This is a genomic window from Nocardia yamanashiensis, assembly GCF_021183565.1.
Taxonomy (GTDB): Bacteria; Actinomycetota; Actinomycetes; order Mycobacteriales; family Mycobacteriaceae; genus Nocardia; species Nocardia yamanashiensis.
Genome location: NZ_CP089226.1, coordinates 5,850,855 through 5,873,642, shown reverse-complemented (window position 1 = coordinate 5,873,642; position 22,788 = coordinate 5,850,855). Strand labels below are relative to the sequence as shown.

Below are 22,788 nucleotides of genomic sequence, written 5' to 3'. Positions count from 1 at the left end.
TATGTTGATGCCTCGCAAGGTCAAGCACCGTAAGCAGCATCACCCGGGCCGTTCCGGTATGGCCAAGGGCGGCACCTCGGTGGCGTTCGGTGAGTACGGCATCCAGGCTCTGGAGCCGGCTTACGTGACCAACCGTCAGATCGAGTCGGCGCGTATCGCGATGACCCGCCACATCAAGCGTGGCGGCAAGATCTGGATCAACATCTACCCCGATCGCCCGCTCACCAAGAAGCCGGCCGAAACCCGCATGGGTTCCGGTAAGGGTTCGCCGGAGTGGTGGATCGCGAACGTGAAGCCCGGTCGGGTCATGTTCGAGATGTCTTACCCGAACGAGGAGACCGCTCGTGAGGCCCTGCGCCGCGCGATGCACAAGCTCCCGATGAAGTGCCGCATCGTGACCAGGGAGGAGCAGTTCTGATGGCTACCGCTAATCCGGCCGCAGAGCTCCGCGAGCTCGACAACGACGCGCTCGTGGCCAAACTGCGCGAAAGCAAGGAAGAGCTGTTCAACCTGCGCTTCCAGATGGCGACCGGCCAGTTGCAGAACAACCGGCGCCTCCGCGTGGTCCGTCACGAGATCGCGCGCATCTACACGGTCATGCGTGAGCGCGAGCTCGGCCTGGCCTCCGGTCCTGAAGGCAAGGGAGACGCGGCATGAGTGACGCCAAGGGCCCGGCCAAGACGCCGGCCAAGCAGGAGGAGCGGGGCCAGCGCAAGGTGCGCATCGGCTACGTCGTCTCCGACAAGATGACCAAGACCATCGTGGTCGAGCTGGAAGATCGCGTGAAGCACAAGCTTTACGGCAAGATCATCCGCACCACCTCGAAGGTGAAGGCCCACGACGAGAACGAGATCGCCGGCATCGGCGACCGCGTGCAGCTGATGGAGACCCGTCCGCTGTCCGCCACCAAGCGGTGGCGTCTGGTCGAGGTCCTGGAGAAGGCCAAGTAAGCCTCTCCACGACTTGATCGTCGTAAAACGTTCGGCCCGCTTCCCTTCCGGGAAGCGGGCCGGTGTTTTTGGAAGATATGACGGGCCCGCTTCCTGACAGGAAGCGGGCCCGTTTCGTCAGTGGCTTGCACGCTGCGACGCGACCCGGCCCGCTGCCCGCTAGGGCAGCGGGCCGTTCTGCTTTTGTGTGCCTGCTCATGCAATTGGGCGTCTGGGACGCGAAATCCCAGAGTTTTACTGCGACACACCAGGATTCATCACATCCGAAACAGACCGCGTTGACTTTGGTATTAGGCTTCGAGTCGCTATCTTTGATGGGCTATGAGGGATGCTGCGACAATGACATCTGGGGCCTGGCGGAACGACGACCACACCGCGGTCACTTTCCGCGACGCATCGATCTCGTGGGCTCTGGCCGCCCATGAGGTGCTCGTCGAAACCGCTTCCGGCTATGGCCATTTCATCACCGTGAACGAGCTTGCGGACCGCATCCAGGAGATGTCCGGCATCCGCACCGACGCCCCCACCCGCACCTGGATGGACGCCATCCTGCGCAAGGTGGCCCGCCGCGCCCACAATGCCGGCGAACCCCCGCTGACCTCGCTCTGCCTCAAGCAGAACCACAAGGTCACCGAAAGCTACAAGTACGTCCTGGAATTGAACGTCCTGCCCGTCCCCGAGGACCTGGAGATCCACGCGGCCTACGCCCGCTGGGCCTGCTACTCGGCCTACGCCACCGACGTTCCCCCCGGCATCCCCCCGCTCATCCCCAAGTCCGGCGGCAACATCCGCATCCAGTCGACCCCCGCGGCCCCCGCCCCGGCCGAGATCAAGCCGGAACAGGTCCGCAAGGCCATGTGCGCCGAATGCTTCACCGAACTCCCCGCCAACGGCGTCTGCTACTACTGCTGACCAGCAATCCCTCGTAAGTCCAAGGCCCGCTTCCCATCCGGAAGCGGGCCTGTTGTTTTACCCCGCCGCACTCCGGTCGGTAGCGCCGGCGGTGAATCAGGCTGGGACGGTGGCGGATTCGACTACGCGGACCAAGGGGGCGAGTTCGGGGTTTTGGGCGGCGGCGTCGAGGGCTTCGCGGAGGGCGGTGTCGTTGGTGGGGCGGGCGGCTTCGAGGAGGGCGTGGCCGGAGTCGGTGACCTTGGTGTAGATGCCGCGGCGGTCGTGGGGGCAGAGGTAGCGCTCGCAGAGGCCGCGGTCTTCGAGGCGGGTCACCAGGCGGGTGGTGGCGGACTGGGAGAGGACGATGGCGTCGGCCACCTGCTTCATGTTGAGCATGCCGCCGTCGCCGTCGTGCTGGCGGGACAAGACGTCGAGCAGGGAGTATTCGCGGACGCTGAGGTCGTGGCCGGCTTCCAGGGCGCGTTCGATATGCGATTCGATCCGCCCGTGCAGCAGGGCGAGAGCGCTCCAGCCCTGGGCCAGGGCGGTCATGGCGGGATCGGTGGCAGTCATCGGCGTTTCCTCTGGTCAGGGCGGCTGACACCAGAATACCACTCGCTCGCAATAGCCAGCGCTTGCAATTAACCCGCGCCTGCAACTATTGTGAGTGCACGTAAAGCGCTCTTGCAATCGTTCGCGGAAGGATCGGCTCATGCCGCTCGCACTGATCGCCCTGGCCATCGGGGCCTTCGGAATCGGAACCACCGAGTTCATCGTCATGGGATTGCTGCCCGAGGTCGCCGGGGAATTCGGGGTGACCATCCCCACCGCCGGCTGGCTGGTGACCGGTTACGCGCTCGGCGTCGTGCTCGGCGCGCCGATCATGACCGTGCTGGGCACCAAGGTGCCGCGCAAGCGAATGCTCATGCTGCTCATGGGCTTGTTCATCGCTGGCAATCTGCTGTCGGCCGTCGCGCCCGCCTTCGGCATCATGCTGCTGGGCCGCATCGTCGCCTCGCTGACGCACGGCGCGTTCTTCGGCATCGGGGCCGTGGTCGCCGCCGAACTGGTCGCGCCGGACAAGAAGGCGGGCGCCATCGCCACCATGTTCACCGGCCTGACCCTCGCGAACGTGGTCGGCGTGCCGCTGGGCACCCTGATCGGCCAGCATGCGGGCTGGCGCATCACCTTCGCGATCGTCGCGCTGCTGGGCGTGGCCGGCCTGGTCGGTATCGCCAAGCTGGTACCGGACCTGCCCAAGCCGGCCGGGGTGCGGGTGCGCCAGGAAGTGGCCGCCTTCCGCAATGTGCAGGTCCTGCTCGCCCTGGGGATGACCGTGCTCGGCTTCGGCGGGGTGTTCGCCGCCATCACCTACGTCACTCCGATGATGACCTCCGTGGCGGGCTTCGCCGACAGCTCGGTGAGCTGGCTGCTGGTGCTGCTGGGCCTGGGCATGGTGGTCGGAAACCTGGTGGGCGGAAAGTTCGCCGACCGCGCACTGATGCCCATGCTGTACTCCTCGCTCGGCGCGCTCAGCCTGGTGCTGATGCTGTTCACCGTCACCGCGCACGTCAAGGTGCTGGCCGCGCTCACGTTGTTCCTGGTCGGCGCACTGGGTTTCGCGAGCGTGCCGTCGCTGCAGAAGCGGGTCCTCGACCACGCGCATGCCGCGCCGACGCTGGCCTCGGCCATGAACATCGGCGCCTTCAATCTCGGCAATGCCCTGGCCGCGTGGCTGGGCGGCCTGGTGCTCTCGGCCGGGTTCGCCTACACCGCACCGAACTGGGTGGGCGCCGCCATGGCCGCCGCCGCGCTGGGGCTGGCCGTGCTGTCCGCCGCCCTCGAACGCCGGGACGTGGCAGCCGAGCCGGAGTTCGCCGGAGCCGCCCCGGCCGTGGAGCGCCTCGCCGCCGCGCGCGGCTGACACCCCCGTCGCCGCGCAGCGAATCGTGCAGGCCCGCTCGCCCTTTCGTGGGCGGGCGGGCCGCTTCTCGGTCGGCTCACCGGACGGGTACGGCGGTTACCCACGGCCGCAACGATATTCGTCCGCGTGCACACGAGCCTGCGGACCCGGAGGCGGTGGCAATGGTCAGCAGCAGCGACGCCGAGGGCGTGGTCGAGTTCCGGAACTCCCGGCCGGTGCCTCCGCCGGCGCGATCCCCGCCGCTGCCGCGCGCTATTTGTCGGCCGCGACCGGCTTCACGCTCATGCCGCCGCCTCGGCTGCACCAGGTCCGCGCCTGGGCGATGAACACCGATTCGGTGTTGTTCGGCGGGTAGACGCGCAGGCCCGCGACCTGAACCGGCAGGCACTGGTCGACGGGGTACACATCGACGCTGGTGACGGTCTGCAGGGTCGCCGTCGCATGGCCGCCCGGATCGAGCCGAACTGACGCGGTCTCGCCGCCTTCGCGGGTGGCCGGGTCGCCGACCGGAGCGCCGTCGGCGCCATTGGTGTAGGAGACGCCCGGGTAGCCCTGGATGGAACATGGTTCGGTCCCGGTGTTGGTGAACACGATCGGGGTGTATTGATGTCCGGCCGCACCCTGGGCGCCGCCGAGCGTCACCGTCAATTGCTGTGTCCGGCAGGCGGATAGGCCGCCGGGCGTGGTGGTGACCGGTGACGTGGTGACCGGCGAGGTGGTAACGGTGGTCGTCGAGGTGGCCGGTGGGGTGGTCGGCGGTTCGGGCGTGCTCGAGCCGGTGACGGGTGGGGTGGGGAACTCGTTGGTGGTACCGGGCGGCCCGGCGCTCTTGTCGGGTGAGCATCCCGCGGCGAGCGCGCCCGCCGCGATCAAACACCAGAGCAGCTTCCCGGTCACCGTCATGTACCAATGGTAGTGCCGCCGCGCGACGACCGAGAGCGTATGCGAATTGCCATTTTTCGGGATTATTCCGGCATTCCATACCACACGTTCTTGAGGGATATTTCGGGCACTGCTAGCCTCGGCGACGTGCCCGCTACCGGGCATGATTTCGAGCGTGAATCGGTGAGGGTGAATGCTCGACAACGCATTGCGTATAGCGATCGTAGGAATGGGACCGCGTGGTCTGAATGTCTTCGAACGAATTTGTGCTAATGCCCGGCAGCTAGGCAATTCCGCGGGCGTGGAACTGGTCTTGATCGACTCGGCGCGCGTCGGCACCGGCGCCGTGTGGCGCACCGCCCAGTCCGCTCACCTGCTGATGAACACGGTGGCGGAACAGGTTACGGCCTTCACCGACGACAGCGTCGATATGGCCGGCCCGGTCGATCGCGGCCCCAGCCTCTACGAATGGGCCAATTTTCTGGCCAAAATAGGCAATTTCGCGGGATTGCCCGCCGATGCCTATCGGGAAGCGCTGCGCATCCGCCCGGAAAGCTATCCGCCGCGCTACTTCTACGGCCATTACCTGCGCTGGGTTTTCGAACGCACCCGCGACCACTACGCGGAATGGGTGCACGTACGCGAAATCACGGCAACCGCCGTCGATCTGCGTGACGGACCCGGTGGTTTGCAAGAGGTGGAGCTGAGCACCGGCGAACGCCTGCGCGGCCTGCACGCCGTGGTGCTGGCCCAGGGGCATCTGGCCGAACTCGGCGCGAACGAGCCGGGCGCCCTGCCGGATTCGGCCCGCCGCCTCGGCCTCGGTCACATCCCGCCCGCCAATGCCGCCGATATCGACCTGGACCGGATCCCGGAACGCGAACCGCTGCTGGTGCGCGGCCTCGGGCTCACCTTCTTCGACTATCTGGTGCTGCTCACCGCCGGGCGCGGCGGCCGGTTCAAGGAATCCGACGCCGGACTGGAGTACATCCCGTCCGGCCGGGAGCCGCAGATCATCGCCGGTTGCCGGCGCGGCGTGCCGCATCACGCCCGCGGGGAGAATCAGAAGGGCGTGGACGAGCGCTACCTGCCCGTCCTGCTCGACTCCGGCCGCATCGCCGAATTGCGCAGGCGCGCCCGGCAATCCGGTGACGTGTCGTTCCGCCGGGACGTCTGGCCGCTGATCGCCCGCGAAGTGGAATCGGTCTATTACGCGGGCCTGCTGGCCGACCGCCTCAGCCCGACGCGCCTGGAGTCCTTCCGCGCCCGCTATCTCGCCGCCGCGAACGACGAGGCCGCGTCGGAACTGCTGGCGCGCTTCGACATCCGGGACCGGGAGCGCTGGGACTGGTTCAGTCTCGTCGATCCCACCGGCGGCCGCCGCTTCGCCGATCCGGGGGAATTCCAGGACTGGCTGCTGGCGTACCTGGATGCCGATGTGCGGCAGGCGAAGCTGGGGAATGTGCGCGGTCCGGTGAAGGCCGCCCTGGACGTGCTGCGGGATCTGCGCAACGAGGTCCGGTTGATCGTCGACTACGGCGGGATCGCGGGGTCGTCGTATCGGGACGACCTGGACCGCTGGTACACGCCGATGAACGCCTTCCTGTCCATCGGCCCGCCGGCCGCGCGCATCGCCGAACTGGCGGCGCTCATCCGGGCCGGGGTGGTGCGGGTGGTCGGGCCCGGTATGCGGGTCGGCATCGACGGGCACGAATTCGTCGCGCGCTCACCGCAGGTCGCGGGTTCGGTGGCGGCCGGGCGCACGCTCATCGACGCCTGGCTGCCCGCCCCGGACCTGAGGCGCACCGCCGATCCCCTGCTGCGCAACCTGGTGCACCGGGAGCAGGCCCGCGACTACGTGATCGGCTCGCCGGACGGCAGCGCCTACCGCACCGGCGGGCTGGCCGTCGCGCCCGGATCGCATCACGTGGTGGAGGCGAGCGGGCGAATTCACCCGCGCCGCTTCGCTTTCGGGGTGCCGACCGAGGCGGTGCGCTGGGTGACGGCGGCCGGTCCGCGCCCCGGCGTGAATTCGGTGACCCTCGCCGACGGCGATGCCATCGCCCGCGAGATCCTCACCGCCCATCGATATCAGGAATCAGCGAATCACTGTGAAAGGCATGACGATATGACGGTCGAGTGCGGCCTGCTCGCCCCCGTGGGCGTGGGTACGCCGGTGGAATCCCTGCTGGGCGACGATGCCTGGATCGAGGCCATGCTGGAGGTGGAGCTGGCGCTCGCCCGGGCCCAGGCGCGCCTGGGCATGGTGCCGCCGACCGTCACCGAACATCTCGCCATCGCGGTGCGCGAGCACGAGTTCGATCCGCGCGAGATCGCGGAAGCCGCACGGGGCGCGGCGAATCCGGTGGTGTGCTTCGTGGAGCGGCTGCACCGCGCGGTCGCCGATGTGGATCCGGCCAGCGCCAACTATGTGCATTACGGCTCGACCAGTCAGGACATTCTCGATACCGCGACCATGCTGATCGCATCGCGGGTGCTCGCGGTCATCATCGCCGATATCGACTGTGTCCTGGTGTCGCTCGCGGATCTGGCGCGGGACCATCGCAGCACCCCGATCGCCGGACGCACCCTCGCCATGCACGCGGTCCCCACCACCTTCGGTGCGAAGGTGGCGATCTGGATGCAGGGACTGCTGGACGCCCGGGACCGCCTCACCCGCGTCCGCGCCTCGCTGCCGGTCCAATTGGGCGGGGCCGCAGGCACTCTCGCCTCCTATGTGGAATGCGCCCGCTGCACCGATTCCGATCTCGCCCAGGCCCCCGCCGCCGAGATCGCGCAGCGCCTCACCGAGGCGTTCGCCGCCGAACTCTCCCTCACCATCAGCCCGATTCCCTGGCACACCGCCCGCACCCCGATCGCCGACCTGGCGTCGGCGCTGGCGCTCACCTCCGGGGTGCTGGGCAAGCTCGCCGTCGACGTGATCTCCCAGTCCCGCAGCGAGATCGGCGAACTCGTCGAACCCGCCGCCGCCGGACGCGGCGAATCCTCGGCCATGCCACAGAAGCGAAATCCGGTGCTCAGCACCATGATCCGCGCCGCCGCCCTCCAGGTCCCCGCACTGGCCTCCACTCTCTTCGGCGCGCTGCTGGCCGAGGACGAACGCCCGGCCGGCGCCTGGCACGCCGAATGGCGGCCGCTGCGGGACTGCCTGCTCCTGGTGGGCGGCGCGGCGCACACCGCCGTCGAACTCGCCAACGGCCTGACCGCCGACGCCGACCGCATGACCGCGAACCTGGCTCTCAGCGAAGGCCAAATAGTCTCCGAGCGCCTCTCGATCCGCCTGGCCCCCCTGCTCGGCAAACCGGTCGCCAAGAAAACCCTGCAATCGGCGTCCTTCGAATCCCAGTCCACCGCCCGCCCCCTGGCCGACATCCTGGCCGAATCCCCGGATATCGCCTTCCACCTGTCCAAACCCGAACTGGCAGACCTGCTCCGCCCCGAAAACTATCTCGGCGCCGCCCCCGACCTCGTGGATCGGGTCCTCCGCCGTCTCTGACCGGGTAACCCTCAACCCGGCGGAGCGATCACCGGGAACTGGTTGCGGCATCCGCCGATGAACACCGCGACCAGTTCCCGACGATCACACCGGCGCCCGGCCGAGTGGTTCGGATGTGAGGCGCCGCCGTGAGTTCGGCACTGTGTGCGTCCTCGGACCGAGGCGGTTCGGGCCTGGGTGGGCCGCTGAGAATTCGCTTTCGCGTCTTCCACCGAGGGGGTTCGGGGGCGTAAGCCCCTGAGAATCCCGAGAGCCGGGCCTACCCGAACAGGCGCTTCGGCGGGCGGTTGGAGGCGGCGCGGCGGTCGGCTTCCTTGGTTTTCACGCGGTCGGCTTCCTTGCGGACCTCGACCAGGTTCTCGCGTTCGCGGAGCAGCCAGGCGGGGGGTTCGGCGAGCAGGGCGGCGATCTGTTCGGCGTCGAGGGCTTCCTCGATACCGGCGCGCACCAGGCCGGAATTGGATACCCCGAGTTTGCGGGCCACCACATCGCGAGGGAACGGACCGGTCTGTCGCAGATCGGTCAGCCACTGCGGCGGGTTGGTGCGGAGCTCTTCGAGCTGCGCGCGGGTGACCGGGTTGTTGCGGAACTCCTCAGGGGTCGCCGGCAGGTAGATACCGAGCTTGTTGGCCGCGGTCAGCGGCTTCATGGTCTGGGGGTTCTTGTCCGGGCTCACCGATCAAGGGTATCGGGCGGGCCGCGGCAACCGGGCGCGCGGTGCGGTGACGCGGCCGCCGTGCAATAGCCTGGGTGGAATGAGCCGGTTCGAGTCCATCGATGTGGAACGACTGCGGTGGTTCGTCGCGGTCGCGGAGGAGTTGCACTTCGCGCGTGCGGCCAAGGCGCTGGGCATCGCCCGGCAGCGCTTGAGCGGCACCGTGATCGAGCTGGAGCAGGAGCTCGGCACCAAGCTTTTCCTGCCCGGGGTGAGTCCGACCACGCTCAGCGACGACGGGCAGGAACTGCTCGACGCGGCGCGGCGGATACTCGCCGAGGCGGCGGCCGCCGCGCCCGAACCGGTGCCCGACGGCGTGCCGAACCTGAGGGTCGGTTTCGTGCCCGGGGTCACGGTCACCAAATGGGAGCGGGTGTGGGCGGACCGGTTCCCGGACATTCCGTTGCGATTGCTCCCGGTGCCGATGAAGGAGCAGGAGTCGGCGCTGCGCGAGGGCGCGGTGGACATGTGCTTCGTCCGGCTGCCCATCGATCGTGACGGCATGAGCGCTATCCCGCTCTATCACGAACTGCCCGTGGTGGTCGTCCCCAAGGACCATCCGATCGCCGCCTTCGACGCGGTGACCACCGCCGATCTCGCGGACGAGCGCATGCAGGACGCGTCGGATATCGACGATGCCGCCATGACCATGGAATTGGTCGCCGCGGTGAGTGGCGCGGCCATCGTCCCGCATTCGATCGCGCGCCTGCACCATCGCAAGGATCTGGTCTACCGCACCGTCACCGACGCCCCCGACACCGAGGTCGCGCTCGCCTGGCCGACCGCGCACACCGGGGAACTGGTGGAGGAATTCGTCGGCATCGTGCGCGGCCGGTCGGCCAACAGCTCGCGTTCGCCGTCGGGTCAGGAGCAGCCGAAGAAACCGCCGGCCAAGAAGTCATCCTCGAGTGCGAAGAAGCCGCCCGCCGGGGGCAAGCCGAAGTCCGGATCCGCTCGCAAACCCGCCAAACCGTCGTCCCGTCGCGGCCGATAACTCCAGGTCGAAGGCCCGTCTCCGCTGGGAGACGGGCCTTTTCGCATCTCAGGGCAAAGTTCAGGGTCATCTCAGGGTTGCGCTATACGTATACGTCTACTTATAGTGATTGCACGAGCTGAGAAGCTCGGGGGTTGTACCGAGAACGCTTGCTACACAGTGTGTTTCGCCGAGTCGCGACACACTGTTCTATCTGAATGCTCATATGCGCATTCATGAATGAAATGGAGCCTGATCATGGCCATCGACATCCAGAAGACCGACGACGACACCCAGCCCGCCCTCCCGTCCGGCCTGCGCGAATTCGAACTGCGCGTCGGCCCCGGCGGCGGCCGCACCCAGAAGTTCACCGGCCGCCTGCTGGCCGAGGCCAACGAGGTCACCAAGGCCGGCACCGAGGTGGTCCGGGTCTACGTGAGCCGCAAGGGCAAGTTCGTCGTGCACCGCCACTACATCGAATGGCAGGACCTGCAGAACGCCACCAAGCACGCCTACCAGGAGAAGAAGCTCGAATTCGCCACCGCGCGACGGGTTTCCGATCAGTCCGACTTCTCCGCGCTGACCGACTGGGTCAAGGGCTTCAAGAACTGGCGCGAACTGCTCGGCCTCGGCGACGACGGCTACGGCGACTTCACCCTCGACATCTACGAGACCCTCGGCGAGCTGCGGGATCGAGTGCCCGCCAAGGTCTTCCGCATCGTCGCCGATGTGACCGAGAACCCGTCCGAAACCGTCCTCGACATCTGACCTACAAGCGGCCGAACCCCGAAAGGACTTCTCCCGCATGTTCTCCCGCCTCGGACGATTCGTCGTCGACAAGCCCTGGCTGGTGATCGGCCTGTGGCTGATCGCCATCGTCGGAGTGGTGGCCGTAGCGCCCAAGCTCGCCGCCACCACCGATCAATCCGACTTCCTCCCTTCGCATTACGAGTCCATTCAGGCCGCGGAGGTGCAGAAGAAGGCCTTTCCGGACAGTGAACCGCCGGCCGCGCTCATCGTCTTCGAGCGTGCCGACGGCGCGCCGCTGAGCGAGATCGACGCCCAGGCCGTGCAGACGGCCGCGGCGCGGCTGACCGAGAAGAAGATCGAGAACATCACCGGCATCGTGGCGACGCCGCCGTCGGACAACCGCCTGGTGGATATCGTCGCGGTCGGCATGACCAAGATGGACAGCCAGACCGATACCCGGCAGGGGGACGCGGTCAAGGCATTGCGGGACGCATTGAAGGAGCAGACCGCGGGAACCGACCTGAAGGCCGGCGTCACCGGTACGGCCGCTTCGAATCTGGATCAGACCGAATCCGGCAACAAGGGCCTGGCCATCATTCTGGTCGCCACCATCTTGTTGATCGTGGTGCTGCTGCTGGTCATCTTCCGCAGCCCGGTGATCGCGCTGCTGCCCATCCTGGTCATCATGGCGCTGTCCCCGATGGCCACCGGCCTGATCGGCATGGCGGCCGAGGCCTTCGACCTGAAGATCGACAATTCGGTGCAGGCGCTGCTGTCGATCGTCATGTTCGGCGTCGGCACCGACTACATCCTGTTCCTGATGTTCCGCTTCCGGGAACGGCTGCGGGCCGGCGACGATGCCAAGACCGCCGTGGTCAATGCGGTGGAGCGGGTAGGCGAGGCCATCACCTCCGCCGCGGCCGCGGTCATCATCGCCTTCGGCGCGCTGACCCTGTCCTCCATGGGCATGTTCCGCTCCATGGGTTACGCCCTGGCCATCGCCGTCGCGGTGACCCTGGCCGCGGGTCTGACGCTGGTGCCCGCCATCGTCTCGCTGCTGGGCACCAAGGTCTTCTGGCCGTCCAAGGCGTGGCAGGTGGAGCCGAAGGGGGCGCGGTTCACCGCGATCGGCTCGGCCCTGGGCAAGCGGCCCGCCGTGTTCGCGGTGGCGTCCGGCGGCGTGCTGGTGGCGCTGGGCGTATTCGCGGCCGGTTTCAATCCGACCTTCGATCTGAGTTCCGGCTCGACTTCGAACGCCGCGGAATCGGTGGTGTATCAGAAGGAAATGCTCAAGGGCCTGCCCGCCGGCACCACCCAGCCGTCGCAGGTGTACCTGAGCAGTGCGGGCGCCGGGCAGTTGAACGATGCCCAGCTGAACGATTACCGCACCGCACTCGCCGGGGTCGAAGGCGTGGGCCAGGTATCGCAGCCGAAGTTGTCGCAGGACAAGACGATTGCCGAATACCAGGTCACGCTGAATTCCGCGCCGGAGTCCGATGCCGCGCTGGAGATCGTCGGCGGCCCGCTGCGGGATACCGCGCACAGTGCCGCGCCGACCGGCACCGAAGCCAAGGTGGGTGGTCTGACCTCGGTCTTCGTCGACTTCAAGGCGGCCATGAACCGGGACTACAAGGTGGTCTTCCCGGTGGCGGCGGTGCTGATCATGCTGGTGCTCGGACTGCTGCTGCGCTCGGTGGTGGCCCCCTGGTACCTGATGGCCTCGGTGTTCCTGGGCTTCGGCGCGACGCTCGGCGCGGCGGTGCTGATCTTCCAGCACGCGCAGGGCGATTCGGGCCTGATCTTCACGATGCCGATCATCATGTACCTGTTCGTGGTGGCCCTCGGGACGGACTACAACATCCTGATGGTGGCCCGACTGCGTGAGGAGGCCCGCGAGGGCAACGATCCGCACACCGCGGCGGCGCTGGCCGTGCGGCATACGGGTCCGACCATCGCGGCGGCCGGTTTGATCCTGGCGGGCAGTTTCGCCTCGATGATGCTGGCGGGCAATTCCATGCTCGAGCAGATGGGCTTCGCCATCTCGGTGGGCATCGCCATCGCGGCCTTCGTCATGGCGATGTTCTTCACCCCGGCGGTGACCGCGCTGATCGGCCGCAAGGCCTGGTGGCCCGGGCACGGCGGGGACGCCCGGCAGCCGATCGAGGAGGTCGGCTCGGACTGGACCGTCCACGACTACGATCCGGCCCGCCGGTAATCGCAGTTCAGCGAGCCCGCTTCCCTTCGGGGAGGCGGGTTTTCGCGTTTCCCGAACCTTCTGACAGAAACGTGTTTCAGTTTTTTCCCGAAAGTGCCCCGCGCTGAACTGGACAGCCGATACAGTTCGCCCGGACCGCACACGAAGCGGCCGGTACCAAGGGAGTTACTTCGATGACCATGTCCGTGAACAACCACATCGCCCGCCGAATCGGCGTCGGGGCCACCGCCCTGGGCGTGCTGGCCTGTTCTGCGGCCCTGAGCGCGCCGTACGCCTCGGCCTCGCCCACCGGACTGTCGGTGAACGCCCGCAATATCTACGCCGCCTGCACCTACCAGATCACCGCCACCGTCGACCATTGGTTCCCGGTCTCGTTCTGGGACAACGGCGTCATCATCTCCGGCGGCGGCTCGGTCGATCCGGTCAACGGCAAGGCCACCGTGCAGTGGACCCCCAAGGGCGCCGGCACCCACACCCTGGCCGTGCTCCAGGGTTCGGCCTGGGAACTGCGGGTCAATGTCGCGCAGCCGACCCTGACCGGCAGCGCCACCTGCGGCGCGGGCCCGCTGGGCTTCCTGGGCTCGTAGCACCCGGTTCGAGAGAACCCACGAATTCGATTCGGCGCGACCCGATCACGCCGGATCGTCCCGGGCCTGGCCGGCCCACCATCCTCTGTTCCCTGGCCGGCCAGGCTCGCCCCTCCGCTAACGCAGCGTCGTATGCCAGACCACGGCGGCGGCCAGCGCGCCCGCGCCGTTCACCGACCAGTGCAATGCGATGGGCGCGAGCAGGCTGCCGCTGCGGCGGCGCAACCAGGTGAACACCACGCCCGCCCCCGCCGTCGCCAGCACGGCGAGCGCGATACCGGCGATCTGCCCGGCCACCCCGCCGCCGAGGAAACTGCTCAATCCCTTGTTGCCGCTGGTCAATCCCAGCGACGAGGCGATGTGCCAGAGCCCGAAAAGCATGGAACCGGCCGCGAATACGCCGCGCGCGCCGACCGCCCGATCCAGGGTCCCGTGCAGGACGCCCCGGAAGGCCAGCTCCTCGGGAATGGCGGTCTGCAACGGGATCACGATCATGGAGGCGATGAGCGCGCCGGAAATGGTGGCGTAGCGATCGGCCAGGAAGAACGGCCGGGTGATGGGCAGCAGTGCCCCGATGGCCACCGCCGTCAGCACCACGCCGACCGCGGCCAGCGCCCACAGCGAACCCTTGCGCCAGTGCCGTGGCGAGAGCCCGAGTTCGTGCCAGGCCAGTCCGCGCCGCCGGACCATACCGACCAGCACCACCGCGGCGATCGGCACCGAGATGATGCTGGCCCACGGCGTGGTGAAGTGCGCGATGAGATTCGTGCAGGTCAAGACGACGACAACGACCGCCACATCGATATAGGCGTGCAGCCGGTGACCGGGGGGAGCGGGCTGATCGGCGAGCACGGCGACCGCACCGTTATCGTTTCGAGACATCGGGGCCAGTGTACGGACGGATCCTTAGAACGGGCTTCGTTTGTGGTCGATACCCCGGATTCTCAGGTTCACACCCCGTGCGCCCAGCCCGCCGGATCGTCCCAAGCCTGCAGCGTGCGGCGGGTTTCGAAGCGGCGCGGCTGCCGCGTGATCGGATCGGTGAATTCCAGCACCGCGGCCAGCAATTGCAGCGGCCGGGTGTAGTCGTCGACCGGTTTGTCGGTGAGATCGGGATAGAAGTCGTCGCCCAGGATCGGCACCCCGAGCCTGTTCATGTGCAGCCGCAGCTGATGGGTGCGCCCGGTCCTGGGCCGCAGCCGGTACCGGCCCAGGCCGTCGCGGTGTTCGGCCAGTTCGATATAGGTCTCGGCATTCGGCTCGCCCGGCTCCTCGTAAGCCTTGAGCACCTGCCGTTCCTTCACGATCCGGCTCACCACGGTGCGCGGCAGTTCCAGCTCCGGATCGAAGCGCGCGATCGCCTCGTACTCCTTGTGCACCAGGCGTTTATGGAACATGGTCTGATACGCCCCGCGCCGCGCCGGATTCACCACGAACAGCACCAGCCCGGCGGTCACCCGATCCAGCCGATGCGCAGGAATCAGATCCGGTAGCTCCAGCTCCTGCCGAAGTCGCACCAGCGCGGTCTGCAAAATGTGCTGCCCGCGCGGAATGGTCGACAGGAAATGCGGTTTGTCGGCGATCAGGATGTCGTCGTCGCGGTAGACGATGCCGATCTCGAACGGCACCGTCTTCTCCTCGGGCAGATCGCGATGGAACCACACCGCCCCGCCCGGCACGTACGGCGCGTCCGGCGCGATCGGACCGTCCAGATCCACGATCCCGCCCTCGTGCAGCAGCTCGTCGATGCGGGCCGGATCCACCCGGGGCAGCCGCTCCACGAGATGATCGCGAATGGTCGCCCATGCGCCGTCCTCGGGCAGCCGCAGCCGCGCCGGATCCAATCCGTGCCGCTTGGGTAGCGGCGGCTGCTGCCTGCGTCTCACCCGCACGACCCTAGTCGCGCCGGGTTTGCCGGAACGGCACGGTATGCCCGGCGCGAGCGTGGTCAGAAGCCGCGCAGGCGGTCCGGGGCGATGCGGATCGGGGTCGAATAGGTGGCGTAGAACTTCTCGGCGGTCATCTCGATATCGACCAGGCCCTTGGCGTATTTCTCGGTGTAGCGGGCGATCTCGGCGGCGGTGGGCGGTTGCTCGTCGATGCGGGCGGTGCCGGTCAGGATGGCCACGTCGCCGCCGGTGGCGTCGGTGTTGAAGTGCAGGGCGACCCGGGGGTTGCGGGCGATATTGCGGAGCTTGGCCTGTCCCGGTTCGCTGAACACCAGGAATTCGGCGCCGTCCCAGAGGAACCAGACCGGATTGGGGGACGGGGTGCCGGAGGCGGCGACGGTGGTGAGCCAGATGATCGTGTCGCGGTCGAGTCGTTCGGCGACGCGGGCGCCGAATTTTGTGCCGGTGTCGACAAGGGTCATGGACTTGACCAACAGCGGGGGCGGGGACGGGATTCCGGTCCGGCGGGTTTCCGCCATCCGGGGGTCCCGCGCGCACGGCCTCGAAAGTTAGCCTAACCTATCTTCCTGTCGATTCTTGTGTGAGGATCGGGCGAACCGATCGGATCGAGAGGCAGGGCAGATGACGGTGGAGGTAGCGCCGCCCGAGGCGACGCAATCCGGGGCGGGGGCCGCCGGGACCACGGACCAGGCCGCCGAGAAGGCCGCCGCCAAGGCGCGCAAACAGCGGGAAGCCCAGGCGCGCAAGGAGATTCTCGCGCCGGTCGCGGGCACGCTGTCGCTCGCGAGCCTGGTCGTGGCCATCGCCTCGGTGTGCGCGGTGGTGCCGTTCCTGCTGATCGTCTCGGCCGCCCGTGAACTGCTCTCCGATGCCGTGGACACCGGCCGCGTCTGGCGTCTGCTGCTGATCGCGGTGATCGTCCTGATCGTCCGCGCCGTCCTGCAAGCGGCCGCCCTGACCTGGTCGCACACCGTCGATGCCAAGTACCAGCTGACCCTGCGCCGCCTGCTGGCCGACAAACTCACCCGCGTCCCGCTCGGCTGGTTCGGCGAACGCACCTCCTCCGAAGTCAAGAAGTACCTCCAGGACGACGTCGAGGCGCTGCACTACCTGGTCGCCCACGCCCGCCTGGATTTCATCGGCTCGGTGACCGTCCCCCTGGTCACCCTCGTCTACCTGGCCACCGTCGACTGGCGGCTAACCCTGGTCCTCCTGCTGCCCTTGGTGATCTACGCCCTCTGCATGAAGCAGATGCTCGACGAGCCCGGCCGCGAACGCCTGGTCGCCTACAACGCATCCGAACTCCGCACCCGCGAAGCCACCGTGGAATTCGTCGACGGCATCCAGGTGGTGCGCGCCTTCGGCCGAGCGGGCAAGGCGTACAGCGAATTCCAGGCCGCCGTCGAGAACCAGACCGACCGCCTGCGCAAACTCAAGCTGCCGGTCATGACCATCCAGTCGATCTCCGACACCGTGGTCGCCCCCGTCTTCGTCATGCTCCTCGTGGTCGTGGCGGGCCTCGCCGGCGTTGGCCTGCATTGGCTCGAACCCCTCGACCTGCTCCCATTCCTCCTGGTCGGGTTAGGTTTGGGCAGCTCCCTTCTCGGCCTCGGCTACGGCGCACAGGCCCTCCGCACCGCCGGCGACGCCGCCCTCCGCCTGCACGACCTGATGCAAACCCCCGAACTGCCTTCGAGCGCTGCGACTCCCGCGCCCCACGTTCCCGGCATCGGCTCCCCGGACACCACGGCTTCCCCGAACGATGCGGTCTCCTCGGATACGGAGACCCTCTCCGGTGCCTCGGCCTCCTCGTCATCCCCGCGTCCTTTTGAGGAGGATCTCACCGGTGCAGGCGTGCGCTTCGAGGGCGTGACCTTCGGCTACCGCGACGATCACCAGGTCTTGCGTGGCGTCGATCTGGAGCTCGCGCCCGGCACCATCACCGCGCTCGTCGGCCCCAGTGGCTCCGGCAAATCCACGCTCGCCAAGCTGCTGCCCCGGTTCTACGACGTGACTGGCGGCCGGATCACCATCGGCGGCCGCGATATTCGCGGTTTCGGCACCGAAGAGCTGTATCGCACGGTCGGGTTCGTGTTCCAGGACGTGCGCCTGATCCGCGGCACGGTCCGTGACAATCTGCTGCTGGCCAAGCCGGACGCGGACGCCGATGCGCTCGAGCGCGCTGCCCGGGCCGCCCAGATCCACGACCGCATCACCGCGCTGCCGCGCGGCTACGACTCGGAGATCGGCGTGGACGCCATTCTCTCCGGTGGTGAGGCGCAACGTCTTTCGATCGCCCGCGCGCTGCTGGCCGACACCCCGGTCCTGGTGCTGGACGAGGCCACCGCGTTCGCCGATCCGGAATCCGAGGCGGCGGTGCAGGACGCGCTCGCGGTGCTGGTCGCCGGCCGGACCGTGCTGGTGATCGCGCATCGCCTGCACACCATCACCGGTGTGGATCGAATCCTGGTGCTGGAGCACGGTTCCCTGGTCGAGCAGGGTGATCACGCCACCTTGAGCACGGCGGGCGGGACCTATCAGCGCCTGTGGGAAATCAACGAAGCGGCGCTGACCGCCGTCACCCTGGAGGAATCGCGGTGATCCGCAAGCTGTTCGCGCTGGTGCCGGCCGAATTCGCGCCGCTCACACCGAAACTCGTCGCCGCGATCCTGGCGCAGGCGCTGAGCCAGGCCGCCGCCTATGTGCTGCTGGTTCCGGTGCTGCAGGCGCTGTTCCGTGACGAACTCGCCAGCGCCTGGGCCTGGACCGGCGGCCTGGCGTTGGCCGTCGCGGGTGTGATCGTCTTCAGCTATCTGCAAGCGGTGCTCGGCTTGCGCATCGGCGTCGGCATGCAGCACGGCCTGCAGACCCGCATCGGCGATCACCTGAATGCCTTGCCGCTGGGCTGGTTCGACGGCCAGAACGCGGGCGCGCTGTCCCGCGTCGTGGTCGAGAACGTCCGCGAAGTACAGGGCTTGATCGCCTATCTGCTGGCCAAGATCCTCACCGGCATCGTGGTTCCGCTCGGCGTGGCCGTCGGCATGCTCTTCATCGATTGGCGTATCTCCCTCGCCATGCTGGTGGCCGCTCCGGTGCTGTACCTGGTGAACCGCTGGGCGGGCCGCTCCTACGTGGCCGCCGACGAGCAGATGCACGAGGCTGCCTCCGAAGCCAATGCCCGCGTGCTGGAATTCGCTCAGGCGCAACCGGTCCTGCGTTCTTTCGGCGCGGTGGGCGCGGGCAATCGCGCCCTCGACACCGCCCTGGAACGCCAGCGCAAGGCCGCCTTCGGCATGATGTTCGCCGCCGTCCCCGGCCTGATCGTCTTCTCGCTGCTGGTCCAGGCGGTCTTCCTGGTGCTGGTCTACCTGGTGGTCGGCCGCGTCACCGGCGGGGCCATCTCGGCGGCCGCCGCCATCGCCTTGATCGCGGTCAGCTCCCGCTTCATCGAACCCCTGAACCAGGCCGCTCAGCTGGGCGGCGCCCTGCGCGCCGCCGCGTCCGCCGCCGACCGGGTGAGCGCGCTGCTCGCCGAACGCGTGCTGCCGCAATGGGAATCGGACGAGGAGGTCGTCCCCGGCGCGCCCGAAATCGTCTTCGACCAGGTCGCCTTCGGTTACCGCACCGGCACCCAGGTCCTCTCCGACGTCTCCTTCACCGTCCCCGCCGGCACCACCACCGCGATCGTCGGCCCCAGCGGCGCGGGCAAATCCACGGTGCTGCGCCTGGCCGCCCGCTTCCACGACGCCGATTCCGGCAAGGTGACGGTCAGCGGACACGAGGCCCGCAAACAGCCCACCGAACTCCTGCTCGGGCAGATGTCCCTGGTCTTCCAGAACGTCTACCTCTTCAATCGGTCCATTCTGGAGAACATTCGAGCCGGCCGCCCCGACGCCACCGACGAGGAAGTCCTGGCCGCCGCCCGCGCCGCCCGCGTGGACGAGATCGCCGCCCGCCTCCCCGAAGGTTTCGACACCCCCGTCGGTGAAGGCGGCACCGCCCTCTCCGGCGGTGAACGCCAACGAGTCTCGATCGCCCGCGCCCTCCTCAAGAACGCCCCGATAGTCCTTCTCGACGAGGCCACCAGCGCCCTCGACCCCCACAACGAAGCGGTGGTAGTCCGCGGCATCCACGAATTGACCAGGGGCAAAACCGTAATCGTCGTAGCCCACCGCCTCGCCACCATCGCCCACGCCGACCAGATCCTCTTCATGGAAAACGGCCGCATCATCGAACGCGGCACCCACGACCAACTCCTCACCCTCGACGGCCGCTACGCCGCCTTCTGGTTCGAACGCACCCGAGCCTCCGGCTGGCGCCTCGAACCCGCCCCCGCCTGACCCGAGTCGCCGCCCTATCGCGGGGCGCGGGCTCCAGCTCCACGACTGGGTCGCCCCGCGCGAGACCCTCTCCGCCCGAGGGGGTTCGGGGGCGTCAGCCCCTGAGAGTTTCGAGAGTTGTCTCACCGCACTTCGCATAGCGGGCAATTCCAGCTAAGGTAAGGCTATGCAAACCTAAACCGGGGAGGTGGGTTGTGCGATCGAGTCAACTGCGGGCAACCGCGACAGAGCAGGAGAACCGGTGGACACACTTCTGGTGGTCGGTGCGGGGCCGAAAGCCCTGGCGGTAGCGGCCAAATCGCATGTGCTGCGCCAGCTCGGCCTCCCCGCCCCGCGGGTGATCGTGGTGGAACCCCATGCGGTGGGCGGCAACTGGCTCCCCAGCGGCGGCTGGACCGACGGCCAGCACCGCCTGGGCACCAGCCCGGAGAAGGACGTCGGCTTCCCGTACCACTCCACCTGGGCCCGCGGCCACAACCGCGCCATCGACGAAGCCATGCGCGGCTTCTCCTGGACCGCCTTCCTGGTCGAGCACGGCACCTACGCCGAATGGATCGACCGCGGCCGCCCCAGCCCGCAGCATCACGTCTGGGCCAAATACCTGCAGTGGGTCGCCCGCAAGACCGATATGGAACTGGTCCCCGGCGCCGTGCGCGGCATCTCCGCCGCCGCCGACGGCTGGCTGGTCACGGTGGCCGACGCCGACGGCGCGACCAGCGAAATCGACTGCGACGCCGTCATGATCACCGGCCCCGGCCGCAGCGACCGGGCCCTCACCGCGCATCCCGCCGTCCTCAGCATCGCCGAATTCTGGGATCTCGCGGGCCGCCGCAAACTCCCGGCCGCCTCCCGCGCCGCGGTCATCGGCGGCGGCGAGACCGCCGGTTCCGCCCTGGACGAGCTGGTCCGCCACGAAATGCTCACCATCTCGGTGATCTCCCCGAAGGCCACCCTCTACACCCGCGGCGAGAGCTTCTTCGAGAACTCCCTCTACAGCGACCCCACCAAGTGGTCCACGCTCGGCATGGACGAGCGCCGCGACGTCATCCGCCGCACCGACCGCGGCGTCTTCTCGGTCCGCGTGCAGGAAAGCCTGCTGGGCGACAACCGGGTTCACCATCTGCAGGGCCGTGTCGTGAACGTCGCCGACACCGGCGGCGACCGCGTCACCCTCACCCTGCGCAACGACCTGCGCCCCGATCAGCTCCACACCTTCGACCTGGTCGTCGACGCCACCGGCGGCCAGCCGCTGTGGTTCCTGGATCTGTTCGATTCCGCCGCAACCGATCTGCTGGAGCTCGCGGTCGGCGGTCCGCTGTCGCAGTCCCGCATCGAGAACGCCATCGGCTACGACCTGGCCGTCTCGGGCCTGGACGCCAAGCTGTATCTCCCGAACATGGCCGCCCTGGCGCAGGGTCCGGGTTTCCCGAATCTCAGCTGCCTGGGCGAACTCTCGGACCGCGTGCTGCGGTCCGAACTGTCGCAGCGGAGGGGAGGTGCGCGGGAGCGAGTGGCCGCCGCGCGCTGACCCGTTAGCGGAGCACCGGCATATCGGACGGATCGCGGGGCAGCGTGTACAACGAGATCCTGCGGTCCGGCCGAATGTCGAAGTCGCCCAGATGGAACCAGCCGTTCTTCTCCAGCGCCTTACGCATCGGAGTGTTGCGGTGATCGGGTTCGCACATCATCCGGCGGCATTCCGCCTCGGTCGCGAACACCCGCTCGCCCAGCTCCCGGATCCAGCCCGAGATGATGCCCTTACCCAGCAATTCGGTTTCGGCGGTGGCGATATGGAACCCCATATCCCGCGCATCGGCGTGATAGAGCCGCGCGATCTCGTCCTTGGCGGGCCGGTACAGCTCGATGTAAGCGACATCACGCCGGCCCAGGTCCGCCCGGTCCACGGCCTCGAAGTCGTAGCCGAGAACACAAGGCCGCGAGAAGGTTCCGGCCAGCTGGGTGGCGCAATCGAGCCGCCGCCGGTCCGCATCCCAGGTCTGCTCCCAGGTTTCCACCAGGTGCGGCCGGTGCATCCACTCGGTAATCGTCTCGGGGTCCGCGGATTCCGCGTCTACCAGGCGCAAGGTGAACGGCGCGGTGAACTCGGGCACTACCGGCCCGGGGGCGGTCCGGACCTCCTCGGGCAGGTCGGTCAGTTCGCGCGCGAGGACGTAGGGCGTCCGGTTCATCGGTGCGGGCTCCGTTCGGTTGTCAGCTTGATCAGCCAGCTTGGTAAGGCTAGCCTATACTAAGTTCGGGATAATACGGTCTCCTGGACTGCTCAGGGGGACAAGGTGAATCAACCGGCGCCAAGTGCCGTCGGCAGCGTGTAGGAGAGATACGGGAAATGCCACGGGAACTCGGATGGATCAGGCAATTTCAAACTCCGGTTTCCGCGGAAAATCCGCCGTTGCTGATCTTCCCGCACGCCGGTTCGGGCGCTTCCGCCTACCGGGTCTTCGCCAAAACCCTCGCCGCTGAATTCGACGCCGTGGTGTTCCAATACCCCGGCCGTCAGGATCGCGCCAAGGAACCCGCCGCCGAAACCCTGCCGGAAATCGCGGCCGGAGCATTCGAAGCCTTCCGGAACTCCGCGCACGATACCGGCGCCCCGCTCACCATTTTCGGGCACAGCATGGGCGCGATCGTCGCCTTCGAATTCACCCGCCTGGCCGAAGCCGCGGGGATGACGGTGCGCCTGCTGGCCGCCTCTTCGGCCGCCGCCCCGGTCCGCATCGCCGACCTGCCCGGCCATCCCACCGAGGACGAGCAGCTGCTCGATCACATGAGCGCGCTCAACGGCACCGGCGCCGACGTCCTGGCCAGCCGTGATGTGCTGCGCATGGCGCTACCGGTCATGAAGGCCGACTACCGCGCCTTCGACGCCTATTCCTGCGCCGCCGAAATCGCCGTGGCCGCCCCGATTCTGGTGCTCGGCGGTGACGAGGACGAATTCGTCGCGCCGAAGGATCTGTACGCCTGGGACGCGCACACGAGCGGCGGCAGCACCGTCACCTTGTTCGCGGGCGGGCATTTCTACCTCAACGATCATGTCGCCGGAATCGCCGAACTGCTGGTCGCGGAGAAGAGCGTGGCAGCGTGAGCATCGACGACCCCATCGTGATCGTCGG

The 22,788-nt window shown here is 67.9% G+C and carries 21 protein-coding genes; 14 read left to right on the top strand and 7 right to left on the bottom strand.

Annotation, left to right across the window (positions count from 1 at the left end):
• The first annotated feature begins 1 nt into the window (after position 1).
• From rplP to LTV02_RS27350, 4 genes are all read left to right on the top strand, one after another.
• Complete coding sequence (gene rplP / locus LTV02_RS27365; RefSeq protein WP_067519522.1) at positions 2-418, top strand: 50S ribosomal protein L16; 417 nt, start codon at positions 2-4, stop codon at positions 416-418.
• On the top strand, positions 418-657 hold the full coding sequence (gene rpmC, locus LTV02_RS27360; protein ID WP_040855205.1) for a 50S ribosomal protein L29: 240 nt from the start codon (positions 418-420) through the stop codon (positions 655-657). Before rplP ends, rpmC begins: the two co-directional genes overlap by 1 nt.
• Complete coding sequence (gene rpsQ, locus LTV02_RS27355; protein ID WP_067712149.1) at positions 654-950, top strand: 30S ribosomal protein S17; 297 nt, start codon at positions 654-656, stop codon at positions 948-950. The genes rpmC and rpsQ overlap by 4 nt, the downstream gene beginning before the upstream one ends.
• 339 nt (positions 951-1,289) lie before the next feature.
• Positions 1,290-1,862 (top strand): hypothetical protein, encoded by a 573-nt coding sequence (locus tag LTV02_RS27350; RefSeq protein ID WP_233034708.1) that lies wholly within the window; start codon positions 1,290-1,292, stop codon positions 1,860-1,862.
• A 96-nt stretch (positions 1,863-1,958) separates the two neighbouring features.
• On the opposite strand, the gene LTV02_RS27345 is transcribed toward LTV02_RS27350, so the two are convergent.
• Positions 1,959-2,417: a MarR family winged helix-turn-helix transcriptional regulator gene (locus LTV02_RS27345; RefSeq protein WP_067712140.1), complete on the bottom strand. Its 459-nt coding sequence runs from the start codon at positions 2,415-2,417 to the stop codon at positions 1,959-1,961.
• A gap of 139 nt (positions 2,418-2,556) precedes the next feature.
• Here LTV02_RS27345 and LTV02_RS27340 point away from each other — a divergent pair, with 139 nt between their 5' ends.
• The gene (locus LTV02_RS27340; RefSeq protein ID WP_233034707.1) at positions 2,557-3,768 is read left to right on the top strand and encodes an MFS transporter; all 1,212 of its coding nucleotides are present in this window, start codon (positions 2,557-2,559) and stop codon (positions 3,766-3,768) included.
• Positions 3,769-4,020: 252 nt separating this feature from the next.
• Here the strand turns inward: LTV02_RS27340 and LTV02_RS27335 are convergent, their stop codons facing one another.
• Positions 4,021-4,671, bottom strand: coding sequence for a DUF4232 domain-containing protein (locus LTV02_RS27335; RefSeq protein ID WP_233034705.1), 651 nt, complete (start codon positions 4,669-4,671; stop codon positions 4,021-4,023).
• Positions 4,672-4,843: 172 nt separating this feature from the next.
• On the opposite strand from LTV02_RS27335, the gene LTV02_RS27330 reads away from it, so the two are divergent.
• Positions 4,844-8,167 (top strand): 3-carboxy-cis,cis-muconate cycloisomerase family FAD/NAD(P)-binding protein, encoded by a 3,324-nt coding sequence (locus tag LTV02_RS27330; protein WP_332909537.1) that lies wholly within the window; start codon positions 4,844-4,846, stop codon positions 8,165-8,167.
• Between the two features lie 259 nt (positions 8,168-8,426).
• Here LTV02_RS27330 and LTV02_RS27325 read toward each other — a convergent pair whose 3' ends face one another.
• On the bottom strand, positions 8,427-8,843 hold the full coding sequence (locus LTV02_RS27325) for a DUF5997 family protein (protein WP_233034701.1): 417 nt from the start codon (positions 8,841-8,843) through the stop codon (positions 8,427-8,429).
• A 79-nt stretch (positions 8,844-8,922) separates the two neighbouring features.
• On the opposite strand from LTV02_RS27325, the gene LTV02_RS27320 reads away from it, so the two are divergent.
• The 4 genes from LTV02_RS27320 (at position 8,923) to LTV02_RS27305 (ending at position 13,407) form a co-directional block, all read left to right on the top strand.
• Positions 8,923-9,876: a LysR family transcriptional regulator gene (locus tag LTV02_RS27320; RefSeq protein WP_233034699.1), complete on the top strand. Its 954-nt coding sequence runs from the start codon at positions 8,923-8,925 to the stop codon at positions 9,874-9,876.
• 237 nt (positions 9,877-10,113) lie between these two features.
• Positions 10,114-10,623: an EXLDI protein gene (locus LTV02_RS27315; protein ID WP_169815349.1), complete on the top strand. Its 510-nt coding sequence runs from the start codon at positions 10,114-10,116 to the stop codon at positions 10,621-10,623.
• A gap of 37 nt (positions 10,624-10,660) precedes the next feature.
• Entirely contained in the window at positions 10,661-12,820 is a 2,160-nt protein-coding gene (locus LTV02_RS27310) for an MMPL family transporter (protein ID WP_233034697.1), read from the top strand.
• A 173-nt stretch (positions 12,821-12,993) separates the two neighbouring features.
• Positions 12,994-13,407, top strand: coding sequence for a hypothetical protein (locus LTV02_RS27305; protein WP_067712113.1), 414 nt, complete (start codon positions 12,994-12,996; stop codon positions 13,405-13,407).
• Between the two features lie 117 nt (positions 13,408-13,524).
• Here the strand turns inward: LTV02_RS27305 and LTV02_RS27300 are convergent, their stop codons facing one another.
• From LTV02_RS27300 to LTV02_RS27290, 3 genes are all read right to left on the bottom strand, one after another.
• Complete coding sequence (locus LTV02_RS27300; RefSeq protein WP_067712110.1) at positions 13,525-14,289, bottom strand: CPBP family intramembrane glutamic endopeptidase; 765 nt, start codon at positions 14,287-14,289, stop codon at positions 13,525-13,527.
• 68 nt (positions 14,290-14,357) lie between these two features.
• Positions 14,358-15,293: an RluA family pseudouridine synthase gene (locus LTV02_RS27295; RefSeq protein WP_233034695.1), complete on the bottom strand. Its 936-nt coding sequence runs from the start codon at positions 15,291-15,293 to the stop codon at positions 14,358-14,360.
• A 62-nt stretch (positions 15,294-15,355) separates the two neighbouring features.
• Complete coding sequence (locus LTV02_RS27290; protein WP_233034693.1) at positions 15,356-15,835, bottom strand: TIGR03667 family PPOX class F420-dependent oxidoreductase; 480 nt, start codon at positions 15,833-15,835, stop codon at positions 15,356-15,358.
• A 103-nt stretch (positions 15,836-15,938) separates the two neighbouring features.
• Between LTV02_RS27290 and LTV02_RS27285 the strand changes: the two genes are divergently transcribed.
• From LTV02_RS27285 to LTV02_RS27275, 3 genes are all read left to right on the top strand, one after another.
• Positions 15,939-17,918, top strand: a complete 1,980-nt coding sequence (locus tag LTV02_RS27285) for an ABC transporter ATP-binding protein (RefSeq protein WP_233034691.1) — start codon at positions 15,939-15,941, stop codon at positions 17,916-17,918.
• Complete coding sequence (locus LTV02_RS27280; protein WP_233034690.1) at positions 17,915-19,657, top strand: ABC transporter ATP-binding protein; 1,743 nt, start codon at positions 17,915-17,917, stop codon at positions 19,655-19,657. Before LTV02_RS27285 ends, LTV02_RS27280 begins: the two co-directional genes overlap by 4 nt.
• 241 nt (positions 19,658-19,898) lie before the next feature.
• Complete coding sequence (locus LTV02_RS27275; protein WP_233034689.1) at positions 19,899-21,185, top strand: SidA/IucD/PvdA family monooxygenase; 1,287 nt, start codon at positions 19,899-19,901, stop codon at positions 21,183-21,185.
• 4 nt (positions 21,186-21,189) lie between these two features.
• Here LTV02_RS27275 and LTV02_RS27270 read toward each other — a convergent pair whose 3' ends face one another.
• A complete protein-coding gene (locus LTV02_RS27270) occupies positions 21,190-21,846 on the bottom strand; it encodes a GNAT family N-acetyltransferase (RefSeq protein ID WP_233034688.1) in 657 nt (218 codons plus the stop codon).
• Between the two features lie 158 nt (positions 21,847-22,004).
• Here LTV02_RS27270 and LTV02_RS27265 point away from each other — a divergent pair, with 158 nt between their 5' ends.
• Entirely contained in the window at positions 22,005-22,760 is a 756-nt protein-coding gene (locus tag LTV02_RS27265; protein WP_067712098.1) for a thioesterase II family protein, read from the top strand.
• Positions 22,761-22,788 lie beyond the last annotated feature (28 nt).